Annotated in this window: 13 protein-coding genes; 4 read left to right on the top strand and 9 right to left on the bottom strand. The window is 35.0% G+C overall.

Going from position 1 to position 21,504, the window contains the following annotated elements; translation table 11 throughout:
* Positions 1-50 precede the first annotated feature (50 nt).
* The 5 genes from ACFEMA_RS07280 to mnmE form a co-directional block, all read right to left on the bottom strand.
* Positions 51-2,438 carry a PorP/SprF family type IX secretion system membrane protein gene (locus tag ACFEMA_RS07280; protein ID WP_411767423.1) on the bottom strand — a complete coding sequence of 796 codons (2,388 nt, stop codon included), beginning with the start codon at positions 2,436-2,438 and terminating at the stop codon, positions 51-53.
* Positions 2,439-3,878, bottom strand: a complete 1,440-nt coding sequence (locus ACFEMA_RS07275) for a gliding motility-associated C-terminal domain-containing protein (protein WP_411767422.1) — start codon at positions 3,876-3,878, stop codon at positions 2,439-2,441.
* A 66-nt stretch (positions 3,879-3,944) separates the two neighbouring features.
* On the bottom strand, positions 3,945-5,261 hold the full coding sequence (locus ACFEMA_RS07270; RefSeq protein WP_411767420.1) for a hypothetical protein: 1,317 nt from the start codon (positions 5,259-5,261) through the stop codon (positions 3,945-3,947).
* Between the two features lie 396 nt (positions 5,262-5,657).
* Positions 5,658-6,104 (bottom strand): hypothetical protein, encoded by a 447-nt coding sequence (locus ACFEMA_RS07265; protein WP_411767419.1) that lies wholly within the window; start codon positions 6,102-6,104, stop codon positions 5,658-5,660.
* Positions 6,105-6,246: 142 nt separating this feature from the next.
* Positions 6,247-7,659, bottom strand: a complete 1,413-nt coding sequence (gene mnmE, locus ACFEMA_RS07260; protein ID WP_411767418.1) for a tRNA uridine-5-carboxymethylaminomethyl(34) synthesis GTPase MnmE — start codon at positions 7,657-7,659, stop codon at positions 6,247-6,249.
* 127 nt (positions 7,660-7,786) lie between these two features.
* Between mnmE and ACFEMA_RS07255 the strand changes: the two genes are divergently transcribed.
* Positions 7,787-8,941, top strand: a complete 1,155-nt coding sequence (locus ACFEMA_RS07255) for a redoxin domain-containing protein (protein ID WP_411767417.1) — start codon at positions 7,787-7,789, stop codon at positions 8,939-8,941.
* A gap of 50 nt (positions 8,942-8,991) precedes the next feature.
* Here the strand turns inward: ACFEMA_RS07255 and ACFEMA_RS07250 are convergent, their stop codons facing one another.
* Complete coding sequence (locus ACFEMA_RS07250) at positions 8,992-11,043, bottom strand: HD family phosphohydrolase (RefSeq protein WP_411767416.1); 2,052 nt, start codon at positions 11,041-11,043, stop codon at positions 8,992-8,994.
* A gap of 113 nt (positions 11,044-11,156) precedes the next feature.
* On the opposite strand from ACFEMA_RS07250, the gene ACFEMA_RS07245 reads away from it, so the two are divergent.
* Entirely contained in the window at positions 11,157-12,335 is a 1,179-nt protein-coding gene (locus tag ACFEMA_RS07245; RefSeq protein WP_411767415.1) for an acetyl-CoA C-acyltransferase, read from the top strand.
* Positions 12,336-12,344: 9 nt separating this feature from the next.
* The gene (locus tag ACFEMA_RS07240) at positions 12,345-13,091 is read left to right on the top strand and encodes an NlpC/P60 family protein (RefSeq protein WP_411767414.1); all 747 of its coding nucleotides are present in this window, start codon (positions 12,345-12,347) and stop codon (positions 13,089-13,091) included.
* A gap of 52 nt (positions 13,092-13,143) precedes the next feature.
* Here the strand turns inward: ACFEMA_RS07240 and ACFEMA_RS07235 are convergent, their stop codons facing one another.
* Positions 13,144-14,427, bottom strand: a complete 1,284-nt coding sequence (locus ACFEMA_RS07235; RefSeq protein WP_411767413.1) for a tetratricopeptide repeat protein — start codon at positions 14,425-14,427, stop codon at positions 13,144-13,146.
* A 27-nt stretch (positions 14,428-14,454) separates the two neighbouring features.
* Positions 14,455-16,983, bottom strand: coding sequence for a DNA gyrase subunit A (gyrA, locus tag ACFEMA_RS07230; RefSeq protein WP_411767412.1), 2,529 nt, complete (start codon positions 16,981-16,983; stop codon positions 14,455-14,457).
* Between the two features lie 260 nt (positions 16,984-17,243).
* Between gyrA and ACFEMA_RS07225 the strand changes: the two genes are divergently transcribed.
* On the top strand, positions 17,244-19,796 hold the full coding sequence (locus ACFEMA_RS07225; RefSeq protein ID WP_411767410.1) for an ATP-dependent Clp protease ATP-binding subunit: 2,553 nt from the start codon (positions 17,244-17,246) through the stop codon (positions 19,794-19,796).
* A 503-nt stretch (positions 19,797-20,299) separates the two neighbouring features.
* Here ACFEMA_RS07225 and ACFEMA_RS07220 read toward each other — a convergent pair.
* The coding region (locus ACFEMA_RS07220; RefSeq protein ID WP_411767409.1) for a T9SS type A sorting domain-containing protein at positions 20,300-21,504 on the bottom strand (1,205 nt) is incomplete at its 5' end.

The raw sequence follows: 21,504 nt of genomic DNA, 5'->3' as shown, positions 1-21,504 counted from the left end.
TATTTAAAATTTTCCTCTATTGGGGCTAAAGAGAAAAATCGATATTCATTCTATTTTTCAATTTTAATCATTGACATTTTATTGTTATATGGTCTATTACCTTTAGATTCCATAGCATTTGTGGCTTGTTCGATGCTACTAAACTTATCGTAATAGATATAATATTTACTCGTATTAACATCGAAGAAGAACGTAATATTCTTTCTACCTGATGCTACTACTTTTCTTAAAAAGTCGTCTCTTTTATTAGTATCACTATGTACAGCGATTACCATATAATATCCTTCATCTACATTCTGTACTCCTTTTAAGATTTTTATGTTGTTTCCTTGGTCTTCTCCAAAGTCAAAATCATTAACCGTAAATGGCTGCTCAGCTAGAGGGGTCGCTTCCCTAATTGCATTTAAGGTTGCCATATCTTTTGTAAAACGATCCTGCTCATTATCATAAGCTGCACGCTTAATTCTTCGCTTTCTTTCAAAATCAGTAGCTTCCTTAATAGTTTCAAGCTCATTTACTAAACTTTGCTTTACTCGTTTTGCTTCTTCTTGTTTTGCAACAAGGATTTGAATTTCGTTTAAATAAATGGTTCCGATTTCATCATTTGGATCAGAAACATTACGCTTTCGCTGTTCGTATAAATCTTGAAGTTCCTTCAATTTAGCATCTTGTACTTCAATAACATTTTCTAAGTCTAATTTTAGGGCTTCTAATTTTGCATTTTCAGCAGAAATACTCTTAAATGGTTTTGGGGCTTGGTAAATACCTTGCTCACTTAAATCATTTTCCTCTTTTAAATCGTTGAGATCTTGCTCACGAGATGCAACCGTTTTTTTTAGTTTTTCTAATAGTTCATCCTGCTTTTGTCCAGAGCTATCCGTTGATTGCTTCAGAGCTTTCATCGATAAAGCGATAGGATCTAATTGAATAGTGTCAATAGCCTTTTCTGCCTCTTCTTTTTCTTTTGCTGCTTGTTCTTCAGCTTGTTTCTGGGCTTCTAGCTCAGCAGCAGCTTTAGCTTCAGCTTCCAATCTTGCTTTTTCCTCAGCGTCTTGTTGCGCTTTTTCCTCAGCTTCTTTTCTTGCTTTTTCTTGGGCTTCCTGTTGAGTTCTTAGTTCTGTAGCACGCTGTTCGGCTTCTTCAGCATCCTTCTTTGCCTTTTCTTCAGCTTCTTTTTTGGCCTGTGCTGCTCTTTCTGCCCTAATCTTGGCTTGAGCTTCTGCTTTAGCTTTAGCAGCTGCCTCAGCTTTAGCCATCTCTTCTGCTCTAAGCTTTGCCTCTTCTTCGCGTTGTTTTCTTAAAGCCTCTACTTCTTCCTGAGCTTTTAATCTATCTGCTTCAGCTTTTGCCTTAGCCTCTTCTTCAGCTTTTTCTTTTTCTTCTTCTGATACTTGCGCTAATCGTCTTCGTTCAGCAACTCTCTCAGCGATACGAGCTCTGGTAGCCTCATCTGATGGCGACGAGTTTACTTTTCGTTTAGCTTTAGGAAATATTGAAGTCACTTCGTCTTCATCGCTATAATTATAGCGTTGTTTATTTTTGAATCTATAGGCCAATGTGATTTCATGTGATGGTCCAAAATCAACCAGATTGCCTAGTCCTTTTTCATAATTATACTCGATTGCAATTTGATTTGTAAGGTGAAGACCTAAGCCTGCAGAAGCACCAAACAGTGTATTGTAACCAACTTGTCCCCAAATTCCTTTGGGAACCATAAGCATTACTATACCTGAAAGCACAGTATTGTCTTGTTTAAATTCTGACCTAATAAAACCAGTAAACTTTGCTTGGTCAAAAAAGCCTCGGCTAGACATATACCCTGTGTACATTATGTGTGCCTGAATGGCTCTCTCAGGATCTTCTTCAACCATTTTAGAAGCACTAATGTTATAGAGTGCAAAATTCTTTAAGGTTAATCCGAAATCGAAGAATGTAGTCCCGTAATTAATTCCCGGGTTAAATGTCATTAAGAAATTCGATTCTATGTTTTGCAACGATGGGTCAGGTGTATTGGTAATAACGTTTCCATCATTTATTCCACTAGAGTACGCACCAAGATTTGCACCGAAGGTTAAATTACTATCTCTATCCAAAACAACATTGTAAGCATAATTTAGAACACCTCCAAAGTTGGTCAACACTCCATAGTTTTGTTGAAACAAACTAATGCCGAAGCCCATATTTTCATTTAAACGACCAGAATATCCAAATAAATAGGTATTTGGATTGGTTTCAAACTGTACCCATTCCATTTTATTTGTAAAGTTGATGTGCTTATTCTGTTCCCTCACAAAACTGAATGTCGGGCTAATAGCAAACTTGTTAAACTTTAGTGAATTACGCACAGGCAGATTAAACGACATAACTCCATCCTGTTGGGAATGGAGTGTTTGTATTAAAAACAGTAGTATGACGATATGTAATAAATACTTGGTCATTTAATTTATCAAGGTTATAGAACCTTTCTTTGTTTCGTTGTTTTGAGTGGTTATTATATAGTAATATATGGGGTTAATGTCTTTTATAGTCGGTGGGCTTTCTGGCCAATTGTTCAAATAATTGGTTGTCTCAAAAACCACCTTACCTTGAGTGTTTAATATTTTAATTTCAGTATTAGTGCCTTCGACATAGGCTTGCGGAATCACCCAAGTATCGTTAATTCCATCACCATTAGGGCTTACAATATTTGGTATTTGTTCCACATCAGGAAAAGGTTCTGTAACATTGAATATAAATTCATCGGATGCGATACAGCCAACCGTTTGATTGACCACTGCTCGATAGCTACCGATTTGAGTAACTTCATAAGTGTTTAATGTTTCGCCAGAAATTAGAGAACCGTTTAAATACCATTCAAACTCAGGGCTATTGGCATCTGTAGTTACTGTCACCATCATGGTTTCCCCTTCATTCAACACATTATTTTCTTGTACATCAATAGTGCTTTCAAAACCACTGTTGTCTAAATCTATAGAGGCGTTGGTTGAACAGCTTCCTAAGTTAATGTTTACAGAAAATACACCTGACTCATCCGTTATGTACATTTGATCTGTTGCCCCAGCAATTTCAGCACCATCCTTAAACCATTGGTAGCTCTCAGCATTTATAGTACTTAACGTTGTTGGACCATCGGTAGAACAGTATGGGTTTCCGTTACTAGAGTTAATTCCGACTTCAGCACCAGAACCTGCTTCACTTACCGTTACTCTGTTAGAAAATGAATTCGATGTACATGTGCCATAATTGGTTTCAACAAAATAAGTTCCAGATTGGCTTACTAGTAGTGATTCACCTTCAGAAACAAACGTTGAAGTAGTCTCAGTGACTTCTTTATACCAGTTAAATGTTAATGAAGGATATTGTAACGGAGAGTCATTATCTGGCCCGCCAGGATTATCGATGGTTAGTAAATAGCTTCCACCAGAACAATAAATAGCATTACCAATAAGATTATTAATAGTAAAAGGTGTATCCTGAACCTTATAATACGCTGGGAAGGAAATAGATCCCGTACTAGTTGCAGCAGGAGCTGTACTTTTAATTCTCAACTTATAGTTTTCGCCTGCGACATCTGTTGGAAATGAAAAACTTACAGTTGCTGGAGAACTTGTGATTTCTCCTTGAGCAGATGTGTAAATTGTAGTTCCGTTTGAAAAGCTACCGTCAACATCAGACAATTCAATACTAAATTGGTTACTGGCTTCTACACCTGTACTAGACGAAAAAACAAACGTAAGATTATAAGTATTAAACGACGGACTTGCACAAGCCTGACTAAAACCTAAGGTCGGCGTACTAATGACCATCTGAGCTTTTGTACGCTCAGTAAATAGTAATAGGCCAAAAAGACATAAGTAGGTTAAAGTAATTCTTTGCATAAGCTTTGGTTTAGTTAGGAAACGAAGCTGCTTAAAAAAGTTTGGGGCTTACGATTTGGGTCGTTTCTAATCTGTTATATCATTAGTTGCAATGATTTTGTTAATTCTAAGTCTAAAGTCTGGTCGCTTAGGATTAAAAACATCTATAAACGTTTCTTCATCCAAACCTTTTGAGTATACATTAAAGAAGGAAGGATTACCATACCAATTCTCTAAATCCTCATTATTAGCATAGTTTTCCACAAAAATGTTTCCATTACAGTTATTGAAATACATTTCTGAAAACTTAATACGCTCTAGACTTTCTTGGTTAACTTTAACTTTGCTCGCAAAAATAACCGCTGGGTTAAATCCTGAAATAACAGTCTTATTCATATCAAGCGAAGTATTTTCTCCAACAAACAGAGCCTCTTTTACAAGTCCTTTTTCAATTGAGCCCGCTAAATCCTCTGTTCTGTTAATCATTGTCATATTTTTGGCTACAACTGAGGTGCCTGGTTTATTGAAATCCACTTCTGCCCTTTTTTCAAAAGAACTAAGCTCCATACAACGAGATCCACTGATACTTGAAGCATAAGGAGAACGTACCACTAACGAATTGGTTACCGTAGCTTGTGCTCCAAAATTGAATTTAAAATCGACACTAGCCGTTTTATAAGACACTGCTTTGTTTATATTGATATTTCCACCTAGAACTTCAAAAGCATTGCCGGCTGAATAACTGACCATAATGTTTTCTAAAATGGTTTCAGAACCTACACCAGCTAATAAAAGTCCATTAAAATATTGTCCTCGATCTATTCGCTTACCGGCATATTCTATACGCACATAGCGCAAAACACCCGAATTGCTTTCAGTATTTTCACCACCATAATTGGTAGCACCATACGAGCCTGAATCTAATCTTGGATAGTAAGTAGCCACAGAGCCATTACCAAATTTATTGGTCGGGGCATCTCCGAGAATGATTATTCCTCCCCAGTCTCCTTCTTTCTTTCGGCTTCTGTTAGATGTAAAAATAATTGGGTCTGTTTCTGAGCCATTAGCAATCAGCTTAGCGCCTTTAGCAATAGTCAAAGAAGCTTTTGTGTCATAGTCACCCAAAATAACGGTTCCGGGCTCAATGGTTAAAGTAGTACTATCAGTAACAAATACATTACCTAAAAGAAGGTAAATATGTCGTTTAGACAATTTGGTGTCTTTGGTAATAGTACCTGTTAATATTTCGGTAGGTTCGCTGTAATCTTCTGAGCTTGGTTTAAACTCTGTCCAATTATAAAGCCAGTTATCATCACCAAATATGCCCTTCTCTTGTTGGGCAGAAGTAGCGCCAACAGATAAAAGAAACAATAGTGCGGTTGTAATTTGGGTTAAATTTTTCATGATTAATTTTTTAACATTCAATCAATGTTCGGTTTTTACTAAAATTTAATTCTCAAATATATACAAAAAAATCTATGAAATACCAATTATTTCGACGAAATACACAAAATATGTGATTTTTTTGTAGGGTTTTTTCTATAAGTCTGTATTTTATCGTCTTTAAATTACTCTTAAAAGGGTAAAATTATGTATGGACACAAAAATATTATGAAAAGGATGTAGTAAAAATGCTCATTTATAGCATATTGTGATTAAAACTAAAACAGCTGTAAGAAATTATTTATAATATTTATGATAATGAATTCTATGTACGGGGTAAATCTTATACCAAAATGATAAAAAAAAGACTGGCAATATGCCAGTCTTCTATTTAAGTTCTAAGTAATATATACGTAATTAGTTAAAATCACTATACTCATGAAGCAATTTGAAAATCTCTTCGTAAAATAATATTGCAGAAATCAACTTACTGGTATCTGAATATGGAAGAATGATATTATGAAATTCTGACGTTGTGTCCAAAAAGTTGTCTGAAGCCTCATGTTGTTCTTCTAGAGCTTTTCTATTATCGTTATCATTTGGTATCCCCAGTGTAGACATCGTCACTCCAGGTTTAGTAGCAAAAGCAATATAAGGCAGTACTTTTATTAAACTTTCTATACGTTCTGTATATAGATTTAATAATTCCCCTTTTTGCATACCTTCTAAATCGTCAATGGTATGATATTTTTTTATAGCAACTCCTTCAACAATAATACTTTTTGGATCTTTCTTTTTCTGTGAAAAAGAGGCGTTTACAGCAAATAACAAGGAAAATACCAGTAGGGTAAATTTAATTTTCATAAGTAGTTCTTTAGGGTTAACGTAGCAAATCTATGCAATTAATCGTAAAAAACAAGCGTTTTATCGATTTTTTTACAAATATTTTAATTTATTCAGACACATATACTTATGAAACCAATTAAATTTGGAAAAATATGGCTTACTATTTTCCGATACAGAAATTAGCAAAAATATTCCCCAAAAGATCATCAGTTGTAATTTCACCTGTAATCTCTCCAAAATGATAGAGTGCCTGTCGTATATCAATGGCCAATAAATCACCCGATAGTCCATCCTCCAATCCATGTTTTACTTTCTGAATTTCTTCTAGCGCTTTTAACAACGCATCATAATGACGTGAGTTTGTTACTATAGTATCATTATTTCTTAAGGCTCCTGTGTTGATTAAATTTAAAAGTGAATCAGTCAAGTCCTCTATTCCATGACCTGTTTTGGCTGAAACCAATAGAAAATGAGATTTCTCGACTACGCTCGAAATGACAGATATTCGCCTTTTCTCTTCTTCTGACAATTGATCTACTTTGTTTGCAATGACTAAAAGAGGTTTTTGCGGATATTTATTTTTTATTTTTTCTATTTCAATTGTAATGTTTTGAGATTTCTCACTATTGTTAGAAATGACATCTGCATCAAATAGGTAAATGACGACTTGGGCTTGATCTATCTTTTCAAAAGTCTTTTTAATACCTATACTTTCAACAACATCTTTAGTATCTCGTATTCCTGCAGTATCAATAAAACGAAACCCAATACCTCCAATAGAAATTTCATCCTCTATAGCATCTCTTGTTGTACCAGCTATCTCGGAAACAATGGCCCTTTCCTCATTCAACAATGCATTTAGAAGTGTTGACTTCCCTACATTAGGCTCACCAACAATGGCTACTGGTATGCCATTTTTAATGACATTACCAACGGCAAAAGAGTCAATAAGTCTCTTTAATACTAGGTTTATCTTCTCTACTAGCTTTTCAAATTCATCTCTGTTAGCAAATTCTACATCTTCCTCAGCGAAATCGAGTTCTAACTCAATAAGACTGGCAAAATTCATAAGTTCTTCTCGCAACTTTTTAATTTCAGTAGAAAACCCGCCACGCATCTGCTGCATTGCCACCTGATGGGACGCCTCATTATCACTTGCAATTAAATCGGCAACAGCTTCGGCTTGTGATAAATCTAGCTTACCATTTAAAAAAGCACGTAGTGTAAACTCTCCTGGATTTGCCATACGACATCCGTTATTTAAAAATAATTGAATGATTTCTTGTTGAATAAATGGGCTGCCATGGCAAGAGATTTCTATGACATTCTCTCCAGTATATGAATTTGGTCCTTTAAAAATAGATAAAAGAACTTCATCTAAAGTCCTTTTATTTTCAACTATATGTCCTAAATGAATGGTATGAGACGCTTGAGAGGTTAAATCTTTACCAGATATAGATTTAAAAAATTGACTCGAAATTGCAATAGCCTCCTTGCCAGAAAGCCGTATAACAGCAATTGCTCCACTTCCAGAAGCTGTTGCTAAGGCAACTATAGTATCATTTGGAATCATTCAATAGTTTTTACAAAAGTATCTCAAATTAATTAAAAGCAATAAAATCAGTTTTAAGAATTAATTTAGAATTAGAAAAGCATAGCTTATGTCTAACTTTTTATATTTGTACAAAATTAAAATGATTATGAAAAGAAGTCTTATTGTTTTACTTATCGGATTAGTCACTTTTTCTTGTCAGGAAAAAGAACCAAGAACAGATTATGTAATAAACGGTACAGCTAAAGATGTTTACAATGGTATAAGGGTCTACTTAGGTGAATTTCAACCAAGGAGAGGTTTCATTGCAAAAGATACTGCTATCGTAATGAATGAGACCTTTAGCTTTAAAGGTAGTGTTGATAACCCTACACTATTTCACCTTAAAATAAATGGTGTAAACGGTACTTTACCATTGATGATTGAAAATTCGGAAATGAATTTGACCGCTGATAAAAATAATATACTTAATTCTCAACTTGAGGGGTCAGAGTCAAATAGTGTCATGGTAGAATTTAATACTACAGTCAACGATAACAAAGAAAAATTAAGGTTGCTCTATCAAAACTATGAAGAAGCAAAATTTGTTAGGGATTCAGTAGTAATGGAATCTGACCTAGATAAAATTAAAAGGATGAACGAAATAACAACAAATTATCCTTATGAGTTCATTGAAGACAATAATGATAATTATGCTGTTCTTGAAATACTTGAAAACTTATTGAGACAAAGAAATATGGATATTGAAAGACTTGTAAATTCTTTTGATAATCTTACTGAAGACCTAAAAAACTCTAAAAAAGGGCAAACTTTAAATAATCAAATGAATAGTTTGAAATTAAGGATAGAGGCCGAAAAAGCAACTGCAATCGGTGCTAAAGCCCCAGCATTTTCTGCTCCTAATCCTGATGGTGAGCAAATAGCCTTAAGTGATGTTGTTTCTAAAGGAAAAGTCACAATTGTTGATTTTTGGGCTGCTTGGTGTGGTCCGTGCAGACGTGAAAATCCTAATGTGGTAAAAGTTTATGAAGAATTTCATGATAAAGGATTAGAGATTATCGGAGTGTCTCTAGACGGACGAAGAGGCCAAAAGGAGCCTAAGCAAGCATGGATAGACGCTATTGAAAAAGATGGGTTAACTTGGCATCAAGTATCTAACCTTAGATATTTTGACGAATTGGCCAGATCTTATAATGTCAATGCAATCCCTGCTATGTTTGTATTAGACGAGAATGGAATTATAGTTGCCAAGAACCTAAGAGGTCAAATGCTTAGAAATAAAATAGCGGAGCTTTTAAACTAAGTATCCCAAAAACATAAAATATGAAAGACCACAAATATTTGTGGTCTTTTTTATTCAGGATATTCAATCCTTAAATGGTATATGTTTGCAAGTTTTACTTTTAGAACCTTTTTAATAGACTGTATTTCCTTGAATGTAATATTAGCATTCAAAAACTGTCCTGTATCTAGTTGCTTATCAATAATGCTTTCAACAAAATCATTGATTTTAGAAGATGTCGGCGATTTTAGACTTTTAGAGGCTGCTTCAACACTATCACACATCATTAATATTGCAGTTTCTTTACTAAATGGTGTTGGACCAGGATACCTATAATCGTCTTCATCGACTGAATCATCAATAGATTTAGATTTCATGTAAAAAAAGTGAACCATACTTGTACCATGATGTGTTCTGATAAAATCTATGATACGATCTGGAAGATTATTTTTCTTTGCAATCTCTATTCCGTTGATAACATGATTGACGATTACTCTTGCACTTTCTTTAGGAGACAGTTCATCATGTGGATTAATACCCGTAGATTGATTTTCAGTAAAATATGTAGGGTTTTTCATTTTGCCTATATCGTGGTATAATGCCCCTACCCTAACCAGCATAGAATTTGCGCCAATCTCATTGGCTGAAGCTTCAGCTAAATTGGCTACATTAAGTGAATGGTGAAATGTACCTGGTGCTTTATTAGAAAGCTCTTTGAGTAATTTTGTATTGGTATCTGAAAGTTCTAGTAACGATACATCCGAGACCAAACCAAATATTTTTTCGTAGATATAGATGAGCGGCTGAACAAATAAGGTCGCTAAACCACCCAGAATAAATAAGCCAAATGTATCCCACTTTAAAGTAGAAACCTGCCCTTCATGAATAACAAAAAAGGCAAAATAGGCAATAATGTAAATCATTGTGATTTGACCAACGGAAATAAAGAGGTTTGCTCTTTTGTACAATTCAGAAACCGTTAAAATTGTAACAATACCAGCTATAATTTGAAGAAACATATACTCATAACTATTCGGTACAATAAAGCCTAAAAGTAAAACAGTGAGTACATGCGCAAATAGCCCAAGTCGTGCATCAAAAAATGCCTTTAAAACCAATGGCATTATACAAAGTGGCACAACATAAATATATTTTGAATTGTAACTTATCACTAATGTGGTAAGTACAATCATACTTACCATATTAAAGAAAATGAAGGTCACTTTAGTATTATTTAAAAACACATCCATTCTGTACTTCCTCAAAAACAGCAGTAACATCAACAATGCAAGAGCGACAAGTAATGTATAGGCTACCAATACCCAATTATAGTTTGCGGTGTTCCATGTTTGGGATTCAAATTCAGACTTTAAAGATCTTAAAATATTATACTGCCTATCCTCTACCACCTGACCTTTTGCAATTATTAAAGTCCCGCTTTCAATATTACCGCGAGTAGGTGATATTTTTTCTAGCTCTTCATCTAACTTACTTTCAGTTAAATTTTGATTGAGTTGCACATTTGGCTTTAGAATATTGAAGAACAGAGAAATAAAATCTGAAGAATATGTACTTAATTCATTCTGTTGGAGTTGTTCTTTTAAATATTGTGAGATACTATCTATATTAAAAAAATCCTGAAAAAGAACTTGATCCTTTTGAACATTGTTCTCAACAATTATACATAATCGATCCTGCCTATAATTGTATGTCGTTGATAATAGCCCATATTTATAAAAATTATTAAGCGCATTTTTACCGACATTAAATAACCTTGATGCTTCAGAGTCGTATACTGTAGAATCCGGAAAATATAGATTGAACTCAGAAATATAGCTTTCTAGCACTTCATCTTCAACACTAGAATCAACATTGAAAAATATAGGGCTAGATTCTTCTGTTTGCTTACGTTCCGATAAAATAAGCGCATCAGATTTTTTTATTGCAAAATCAAAAGGTGCATAATAATTTTCTGATTGCCATGGCTTTCCTTTTTCAAAATCATATCTAAACTTTCCTGTTTTAGGGAATAAATAGACAATGAGTAAAGTTGTACTTAAAAAAAGAAGTAGCTTATAAAATAGAGAATGGTTTCGGTACCATTTATTAATGAGTTCTTTCATATAGAGTCAAATGTAATAAATTAAATATTTTGAATTTGCTTATAACAGGCTTTAGTGTCCTATTTTGTCAAAAAATCCTTAATTTCGTAGCTCAAATTTTAAAGTAAATTATAATGAATAATGAGGTCGTAATTGTTTCTGCTGTCAGAACACCTATAGGTAGTTTTTTAGGTAGCCTTTCTACAGTGCCAGCACCAAAATTAGGGGCAATAGCCATTAAAGGTGCTCTAAACAAAATACAATTATCCCCAGACAAAGTTGATGAAGTAATAATGGGAAATGTTGTGCAGGCAGGTACTGGTCAAGCACCTGCTAGACAAGCAGCCTTAGGTGCTGGAATTCCAGATACTGTTCCCTGTACCACAATCAATAAAGTATGTGCTTCGGGAATGAAGGCAGTTATGCAAGCAGCACAATCCATTAAGCTCGGAGATGCAGAAATTATTGTTGCTGGTGGGATGGAAAATATGAGTTTAATACCACATTATTATCATGCCAGAAGTGCCACAAAGTTTGGCCCCGCAACGTTTGAGGATGGTATGCAAAAAGATGGATTGGTTGATGCCTATGAAAATAACGCAATGGGTGTTTGTGCTGACCTTTGTGCTAAAGAGTATGACTTTTCTAGAGAAGATCAAGATGCTTTTGCAATACAATCATACAATAGGTCCAAATCAGCATGGGATAGTGGAAAGTTTGATGACGAGGTAGTACCTGTTGAAGTCCCTCAAAGAAGAGGTGATGCTATTACTGTTTCAAAGGATGAAGAATACACTAACGTAAAGATGGAAAAAATTCCTTCTCTAAGACCTGCTTTCACTAAAGATGGGACAGTAACGGCTGCAAATGCTTCAACTATAAATGATGGGGCCGCAGCACTTATTTTAATGAGTAAAACTAAAGCTAAAGAATTAGGGTTGCCAGTTTTAGCAACTATTAAAAGCTACTCTGATGCTGCCCAAGAACCGAAATGGTTTACAACTGCCCCTGCAAAAGCTTTACCAAAAGCATTAGCTAAAGCTAACTTAAATATAGATGATATAGACTTTTTTGAGTTTAATGAAGCTTTTTCAGTTGTTGGATTAGCAAATATGAAAATATTAGGCTTAGATGACTCTAATGTCAATGTAAATGGTGGTGCTGTTTCATTAGGCCATCCATTAGGATGCTCTGGTGCTAGAATTTTAGTAACGTTATCCCATATTCTAAAACAAAATAATGCAAAATTAGGTGCTGCCGCAATCTGTAATGGTGGCGGTGGTGCTTCAGCTATGATTTTAGAGCGCTCTTAATACACCTTTATGCTTTACGGAATTTGTAATCTTGGAATTATTCCGATGCGAAGTGAACCTTCTGATAAGAGCGAACTTGTATCTCAAGTTTTGTATGGTGAACACTTTAAGGTCTTAGAAAAGCGCAAGAAATGGAGTCGCATTAGATTAGCCTTTGATAATTATGAAGGTTGGATTGATAACAAACAGTTTCTTCAAATTTTAGAATTGGACTACCTTGAGTTAGATAAGTCGCCGTTATCGTTATCTAAAAATCTTATTGATTTTGTCTCGGATGATAATAACCTTTTAACAATTCCATTAGGCAGTACTTTAAATGGTAAAGCTCTTTTAAATCATAATTTTGAAGGAGAGTCAATCAGCAAAAAAATCGACAAATCAAAATTAGTTGAGACGGCTTTTCTTTTTCTGAACGCTCCATATTTATGGGGTGGCAAAACACCATTTGGTATTGATTGTTCTGGATTTACCCAAATGGTATATAAACTAAATGGTTATAAGCTTTTACGGGATGCCTCGCAGCAATCGACTCAAGGAGAAGCTTTAAGTTTTATAGAAGAAAGTGAACCCGGTGATCTAGCCTTTTTTGATAATAGCGAGGGAGATATTATCCATGTTGGTATAATTATGGAGGATAACTATATTATCCATGCTCATGGCAAGGTAAGAATAGATCGACTAGATCATAGTGGCATTTATAATTCAGAGAATAATACACATACACATAAATTACGGGTTATTAAAAAAATCATATAAAAAAAAGCAACTCATAATGAGTTGCTTTTTTATTTCGTTTGCTAAATAAATATTAGTTTCCAGAATTTGCTTCCATATCGGCAACTCTAGTCTTCATTGCTTTAAATTTTTCGGTTTCTCCAATAGCGCTATAGATATTCATTAAAGTCCTAGCAGCGTCAATATTATTCTTTTTGAGGTCTAAGGCCTTTTCCAAATATGGTATGGCTTTCTTATAAACTTCAGTTCTTTCATCTTTAAGTTCATCATAACGTTTGTTGTCTGCTGAACTTGTACCTAAGCCATTCATCTCTTCAACAATTACTTGCTCCCTTGCTAAAATAGAAACTGCCATGTTTGTATAAGCATCTGTATATTGAGGGTTGATTGCAATTGCTTTCTCATAATATTTTTGTGCAGCTTCATTATTTCCTCCTTCAGCTGCTAAAACACCTAAATTATATTGCAATTCAGCATTATTTGGATCTTGTTTAGTAGCTTCTTCCATAAGCTCCTTAAACTTCTCTTTATTGCCCATTTTTAAGTGAACATTTGCTTCAGACAATAATAACCCTAAATCATCTGGATTTTCCTGGCGCGCTTCTGCCATAAACTCTAAGGCTTTCTCATTATCATCTTGAGCTACATAAATTAAAGCGATATTTTTAACTATTTCTGCAGATTTAGAAGGTACTTTAACAACCTCTGGGTTTTCATAAAGTGGCAACTTTATAGCATTATCGAGTTCTTTTTTAGAATTAAAAGTGACCTCTTGACCATTTGCTGTATTTGTTGCAATATATTGTGTTGTAGCTCCTGAATATCCCATGCCTTTGAGCTTAAGATAATACTCTAACGCAGAATCATAATCAGGTACATTAACTGCAGTTGAAGCTGCATAATATAAATACACAGAATCTTTTGGAGAAAGTTTATACGCTTTATTGAAATTTTTACTGGCCATAGCATAACTCTTGCTTTGCAAAGCATTATCAGCTTTTCTCAATATAGCCTGAAGAATTCCTGTTCTCATTTCATTGGCTTCTTCAGTATATTTATCTTTTCCCATCATACTTTCAATCTCTCTAACCTTGTCGATGCTCTCAATTGCGACATCCATATCAGCAGCACTTCCTTGCCCATTTGCGTACATCGCTTGAGCTTTTAAGAAATAAAACTCTGCTTTGGTTTTATCGTCCATATTTCCTACCAAGGCATCTGCACTCATTGCTGCAGCTTTTGCATTAGCATATTCACCACGTTTTAATGCCTTCTCTAGGGCTTTCATTTCATCTTTTTGGCCAAAAGACGAAAAACCTATAAGAAGAGCACCTATTATAGTTACTAGTTTTTTCATTGTATTAATCAAATTTTAGTTAATTATTTATTCTTCACTATCATTTATATCAAGAGCCGTGCCATTATTAGAAATATCCTCATCATCACCCATTCCATCTTCTACTTCTGGACCTTCATCATCTTTCATCACCTTAGCTACAGCGGCAATAGAATCATTACCCTTGAGGTTTATTAATTTTACTCCTTGAGTCGCTCTACCCATAACCCTCAAATCTGCTACAGCCATCCTAATAGCAATACCAGATCTATTGATTATCATCAGGTCATCCTCATCTGATACATTTTTTATAGCTACTAATTTACCGGTTTTTTCTGTAATAGAAATGGTTTTTACTCCTTTTCCACCCCTATTAGTAACTCTATAATCTTCTAAACTCGAACGCTTTCCGTAGCCGTTTTCTGAAACTACAAGAATATTACTGTCCATATCGTTTACGGCAATCATCCCAATAACTTCATCCTTGTCATGCCCAAGTCTAATACCTCTAACACCCGAAGCATTTCTACCCATCGGACGCGTTTTAGCTTCTTCAAAACGAATTGCCTTACCAGATTTTAAAGCTAACATGACTTGACTCTCACCAGTGGTTAGCTTAGCTTCTAACAGTTCGTCATTATCACGAATAGTAATAGCATTAATACCATTAGTCCGTGGTCTTGAGTATTGCTCTAAAGCTGTCTTTTTAACCTGGCCATTTTTTGTTGCCATTATGACATAATGACTATTAATGTAATCTTCATCTTTAAGATCTTGGGTACAGATAAATGCCATGACCTTATCGTCCTGTTCAATATTTATAAGATTTTGAATCGCTCTCCCTTTCGATGTTTTACTACCTTCTGGGACTTCATAAACGCGCATCCAAAAGCATTTTCCTTTTTGAGTAAAAAACAACATATATTGATGGTTAGTACCAACAAATAAATCCTCTAAGAAATCTTCATTTCTTGTAGTAGAAGCTTTTTGGCCAACCCCACCTCTATTTTGAGTTTTGTACTCAGTAAGAGATGTACGTTTAATATAACCTGCATGAGAAATGGTAATAACCACCTTTTCATCAGGAATCATATCTTCAATACTTAAATCACCACCGGCATATTCAATTGTTGAACGTCTTTCATCTCCATACTTGTCTTTTACTTCAAGCAACTCTTCTTTGATGATATCCATACGACGTTCTTTTTTATCAAGAATGTCTTTAAGGTCTTCAATGGTTTTCATTAACTCTTCGTACTCAGCTCTTAACTTGTCTTGCTCTAGACCTGTTAATTGACGTAATCGCATTTCTACGATAGCCTTAGCTTGTATTTCAGAGAGTTTAAAACGCTCAACCAATTTAGAACGTGCTTCATCTGCATTTGCAGAAGCTCTAATCAAAGCAATCACTTCATCAATATTATCTGATGCAATGATTAAGCCTTCAAGAATATGTGCCCGTTCTTCAGCCTTTTTTAATTCGTATTTAGTACGCCTTACAACAACTTCATGTCTGTGCTCAACAAAATGATGAATTAAATCCTTTAGGTTAAGCATCTCTGGTCGACCATTGACTAAAGCAATGTTATTAACACTAAAAGAGGATTGTAAAGCTGTGTATTTATAAAGTTTATTAAGAACTATATTAGGAATGGCGTCACGCTTTAATACATAGACAACACGCATACCTTTTCTATCAGATTCATCACGAATTGTAGAAATACCATCTATCTTTTTATCATTAACAAGGTCAGCGGTCTTCTTAATCATATCGGCCTTATTGACCTGATATGGTATTTCATTAACTATAATGCACTCTCTTCCGTTGACTTCCTCAATATTGGCTTTCCCTCTTAGTACTATTCTACCCCTTCCTGTATGAAAAGCTTCCTTTACTCCATCATATCCATAAATAGTACCACCAGTTGGAAAATCTGGTGCTTTTACATGCTGAATAAGCTCATCGATTTCAATATCAGTATTCTCAATATAGGCTATCGTTCCATCAACCACTTCACTAAGATTGTGAGGTGGCATATTTGTAGCCATACCCACTGCAATACCAGAGGCTCCATTGACTAATAACCCAGGAATCCTAGTTGGTAATACTGTTGGCTCTTCTAAGGTATCATCAAAATTCAATCTATGATCTACGGTATCCTTATCAATATCCGCTAGCATATCCTCGGATATTTTGCGCATACGTGCTTCGGTATAACGCATTGCTGCAGGACTGTCACCATCAATGGACCCAAAGTTTCCTTGTCCGTCCACCAACATATAACGTAAACTCCATTCTTGGGCCATCCGTACCATGGTGTCATAAACGGATGTATCACCATGAGGGTGATATTTACCTAAAACTTCTCCGACAATTCTTGCTGATTTTTTATGTGCGGTGTTAGATCTAACACCCAATTCGTGCATACCGTAAAGTACTCGTCTATGCACAGGTTTTAAACCATCCCTAACATCTGGTAACGCACGTGACACAATGACCGACATCGAATAATCGATGTAAGCTGATTTCATCTCATCCTCAATGTTTATAGGGATCAATTTTTCGCCTTCTGCCATATTATTTTAATTTGATTTTTGTAGGTTTTTCAGAACGTGCTAATATAACCAAATTATGACCTTTTAAAGGGAATTTCAACACACGATTTCGTAATTTTTATTAACAATATTGGTACTATATATCGTTAATAAGTATGCTCGTTTTTTCTTTGATTTATAATCCCTTTTTGTTCTATTCGTTATAAGGATTCTAAAAAGGGAATGGTTTTTGTCCATGTCTTTATTGAATTTAGTATTTTTAATGCAGAAAGGATTTTACTATGGATGATAATTTTTCCCCAAGAGTTAAAGATGTCATAGCCTTCAGTAAGGAGGAAGCCCTCCGCTTAGGGCATGATTTTATTGGAACCGAGCACCTGATGCTTGGACTACTTAGAGATGGTAATGGCAAAGCTATAGACATTTTAAGTGCTTTAGATATTGACTTAAATCACTTAAGACGAAAAGTAGAGATACTTAGCCCTGCCAACCCAAACATTTCTGTGAGTTCTAATGAAAAAAAGAACCTACACCTCACCAGACAGGCAGAGCGTGCCTTAAAGACAACATTTTTAGAAGCTAAACTTTTTCAGAGTACATCGATAAACACTGCACATTTATTATTGTGTATTCTGAGAAACGAAAATGATCCAACAACCAAGCTTTTAAATAAGCTAAAAGTGGATTATGATAATGTAAAAGAAGAATTTAAGTCCATGATAACAAGTGACGATGATTATTTAGAAACCCCTAGTGCAGAATCTTATTCAGAAGACGATATGAGCGATAGTGAAGACGATACAAAACAAAATCCATTTGGTCAATCCCAAAAATCGAACAAGAAATCTAAAACACCTGTTTTAGATAACTTTGGGAGGGATTTAACTGCCTTGGCAGAAGACGATAAATTAGATCCTGTCGTGGGTCGAGAAGCAGAAATTCAGCGTGTTTCGCAAATACTCAGTAGACGAAAAAAGAACAATCCGCTCTTAATTGGAGAGCCAGGTGTTGGTAAATCCGCTATAGCTGAAGGCTTAGCACTTAGAATTATTAAACGAAAAGTATCGAGGACACTCTTTAACAAAAGGGTTGTAACATTAGACTTGGCAAGTTTGGTTGCTGGCACAAAATATAGAGGTCAGTTTGAAGAACGAATGAAAGCCGTTATGAATGAACTCGAAAAAAATGATGATATCATTTTATTTATCGATGAGATTCACACCATTGTAGGTGCTGGTGGTGCTACAGGGAGTTTGGATGCTTCAAACATGTTTAAACCTGCACTAGCAAGAGGTGAAATTCAATGTATTGGTGCTACTACTCTAGATGAGTATAGACAATATATTGAAAAGGATGGAGCTTTAGAACGACGGTTTCAAAAAGTGATTGTTGAACCTACTTCGGTAGAAGAAACAATTGAAATCCTAAATAATATCAAACCAAAATACGAAGAGCATCACAATGTAGATTATACAGATGAAGCTATTGAAGCCTGCGTTAAATTGACGAATCGATATATGACTGAGCGCTTTTTACCAGATAAAGCTATTGATGCATTAGATGAAGCAGGTTCACGTGTTCATATCACAAATATTGAAGTACCAAAACAGATTCTAGAGCTTGAACAAAAGCTGGAAGAAGTTAAAGAGACTAAGAATACCGTGGTTAAAAAGCAGAAGTATGAAGAAGCTGCAAAACTTCGTGATGATGAAAAACGCATAGAAAAAGAGTTAGCTTCTGCCCAAGAAAAATGGGAAGAGGAAACTAAGCTTCAACGTGAAGTCGTTACTGAAGATAATGTTGCTGATGTTGTTTCTATGATGACTGGTATTCCTGTTAATAAGATTGCACAAACCGAAATCAATAAATTATCTAAACTTCCTGATGAAATAAAAGGAAAAGTTATAGGTCAAGATGAAGCTGTAGCGAAGGTTGTTAAGGCCATACAGAGAAACAGAGCGGGCTTAAAAGACCCTAATAAACCAATTGGTTCATTTATCTTTTTAGGGCAAACAGGTGTTGGTAAAACACAATTGGCAAAAGTATTGGCGCGAGAATTATTCGACAGTGATGATGCACTTGTTAGAATTGACATGAGCGAATACATGGAAAAATTCGCTATCTCAAGATTAGTGGGAGCCCCTCCTGGATATGTTGGTTACGAAGAAGGTGGTCAACTGACTGAAAAAATACGTCGTAAACCTTATGCGGTTGTTCTATTAGACGAAATAGAGAAGGCACACCCAGATGTATTCAATATGCTACTACAAGTCTTAGATGATGGTTTCTTAACAGATAGTTTAGGTCGTAAAATCGATTTTAGAAACACCATTATTATAATGACTTCTAATATTGGTGCACGCAAACTAAAAGATTTTGGGCAAGGTGTTGGTTTCGGAACCACCGCAAAAGAAGCACAAGCTGCTGATTATGCTAAAAGCGTTATTGAAAATGCGCTTAAAAAAGCATTTGCACCAGAATTTTTAAATAGAATTGACGATGTTGTTGTGTTCAATACTTTAGAGAAAGGAGATATCGATAAAATCATTGATATCGAATTGCTGAAGCTTACCGATAGAATTAAGGATTTAGGCTATACGCTTAAATTAACTAAAAAAGCTAAGGACTATATCGCTGATAAGGGATTTGATAAGCAGTATGGTGCTAGACCTCTTAATAGAGCTATCCAAAAGTATATTGAAGACGCTTTAGCCGAAGAAATTATAAACTCTTCTATACATGAAGGCGATACTATTACTATGGATTTAGATTCTAAATCAGATAGTCTAAAAATATCAGTAAAGCCGTCAGAGAAAAAAACGGAGTCAGAATAAGAATTAATGATTATAAATAAGAAAGCTTCCTATCTCAATGGGAAGCTTTTTTATTGATTTTTGGCCGCTATAATTCTATTGATTATTAGCTATCCCAAGTACATTCTATACAAGATTCTTAAACTTACCTCTCAATACAATTAGCTTTTACTTATCAAAAAGGATATAATTTAAAAACCCAAGGCAAGCATTGAATTATTAGGCCTGAGATTCTTATAAAAAGAAGAATTAGTTTAACTGGCTATATTGAAAAATTACTTTGCAATGTATTCAAAATAGAGTTTCATTAATAAATATCCTCGGGCAAGCCCGCGAGGTATCCTACGGAAAAACCTTTTTCCTTTCCGTAGCAAGCTTCGAGGTATTACACCTGAGATCCCGCTAAAAAGCATGATTAGTTCAACCGTCAAAACTTAAGGCGCTGCGCTTTTAAGTTTTGGGTTTCACTCATAAAAAAACCCTCTGCCAAAGACAGAGGGTTTGTATTTCAATTTAATCTATTTCTAATTTCCAGAAACTATTTTCTTCATCATAGTATCCTTATCTGTAGAAACATTTACAATGTACATACTCTGCTGTAATCTACTAGTATCGATAGTGTATCTACCTTTACTTCCAGCTTTGTATCTAACGTCTTTGACGCTAGTCACCAATGCTCCTTTCATATCAAAGATATCTATCTTAACATCTGTTTGATAATCGAATTGATATGAAACAGTCACATTATCTTTAAATGGTACTGGTGTTACTGAGAAATCTAAAGTTCTACTTGCATCATCAGAATCACTTGCAAAGTTATCGCATCCTTCTACTGTTCCTCCTGCATAATTACCCGACATTGGGTTATCTACAGAAGTATCAGTTAAGCAAGAACATTGAGACTCTGAAGTCACACCATGTATGATAACATTAAACTGTGTACCATCAACTGGGATTGTTACTGAATAGTTCTCAACATATCCAAAGCCACTGTCAACATAGGTATATTGACCTGGTGCTACAGTTGACGAACCATTACGTTTAATTGGGTAAGGTTCACAACCGATATAGATATGTGCTTCACTCAATGCATAGCCTACAAGGTTATATGTAAATGTTACACTATCTCCATTGTAAACAACATTTACAGATCCAACATCTGTTCCTCTAAACAAGTCACATTGTCCTGCACCTTGATAGATATCGAATTCATAGCTTGATTGTTCACTGAAATCTACTTCAGTTGTCCAACCCCAACGGTTAAAGTTTTCACTCTCATCGTCTATGAAACATAAGCTTTCATCATCTGCCATGCTATCATCCTCATCATCATTTAAGAATCCGAATGCTGTTTCTGTTTCAGGGATTTTCCAAGTGTAAGTTACACTACACATTCCTTCGTTACCACATTCATCAGTGGCACTGAATGTTCTTGTTAAGCTATACTCGCATAACTCATCATCGAATGTTACACCATCTCCATCATCGTAGGTGGTTGTAGTACCACTATCATCACAGTTATCTGTGTAATCAACACTTGTAATTATAGCATTCGGTATACCATTACTACTCTCAGGGTTACACCCTAAAAATATAGAATCAGAACCTTCATCTGGCAATGGGCACTCTAATACCGGTGCCACATCATCATTAACAGTGATCGTTACAACAAACGGATCGCTAACATTGCCACACTCATCTGTTGCCACATAAGTGATAACTCTCGTAT

The organism is Winogradskyella sp. A3E31 (genome assembly GCF_046720935.1).
Taxonomy (GTDB): domain Bacteria; phylum Bacteroidota; class Bacteroidia; order Flavobacteriales; family Flavobacteriaceae; genus Winogradskyella.
This window is presented reverse-complemented; position numbering and strand designations above follow the sequence as displayed.

Coding starts and splice junctions, on each gene's coding strand:
- mnmE (WP_411767418.1), bottom strand. CDS start 7,659: ATGATTCCAAATGATACTATAGTTGCCTTAGCAACAGCTTCTGGAAGT.
- ACFEMA_RS07250 (WP_411767416.1), bottom strand. CDS start 11,043: ATGAAAGAACTCATTAATAAATGGTACCGAAACCATTCTCTATTTTAT.
- ACFEMA_RS07270 (WP_411767420.1), bottom strand. CDS start 5,261: ATGAAAAATTTAACCCAAATTACAACCGCACTATTGTTTCTTTTATCT.
- ACFEMA_RS07240 (WP_411767414.1), top strand. CDS start 12,345: ATGCTTTACGGAATTTGTAATCTTGGAATTATTCCGATGCGAAGTGAA.
- ACFEMA_RS07280 (WP_411767423.1), bottom strand. CDS start 2,438: ATGACCAAGTATTTATTACATATCGTCATACTACTGTTTTTAATACAA.
- ACFEMA_RS07225 (WP_411767410.1), top strand. CDS start 17,244: ATGGATGATAATTTTTCCCCAAGAGTTAAAGATGTCATAGCCTTCAGT.
- ACFEMA_RS07275 (WP_411767422.1), bottom strand. CDS start 3,878: ATGCAAAGAATTACTTTAACCTACTTATGTCTTTTTGGCCTATTACTA.
- ACFEMA_RS07235 (WP_411767413.1), bottom strand. CDS start 14,427: ATGAAAAAACTAGTAACTATAATAGGTGCTCTTCTTATAGGTTTTTCG.
- ACFEMA_RS07265 (WP_411767419.1), bottom strand. CDS start 6,104: ATGAAAATTAAATTTACCCTACTGGTATTTTCCTTGTTATTTGCTGTA.
- ACFEMA_RS07245 (WP_411767415.1), top strand. CDS start 11,157: ATGAATAATGAGGTCGTAATTGTTTCTGCTGTCAGAACACCTATAGGT.
- ACFEMA_RS07255 (WP_411767417.1), top strand. CDS start 7,787: ATGAAAAGAAGTCTTATTGTTTTACTTATCGGATTAGTCACTTTTTCT.
- gyrA (WP_411767412.1), bottom strand. CDS start 16,983: ATGGCAGAAGGCGAAAAATTGATCCCTATAAACATTGAGGATGAGATG.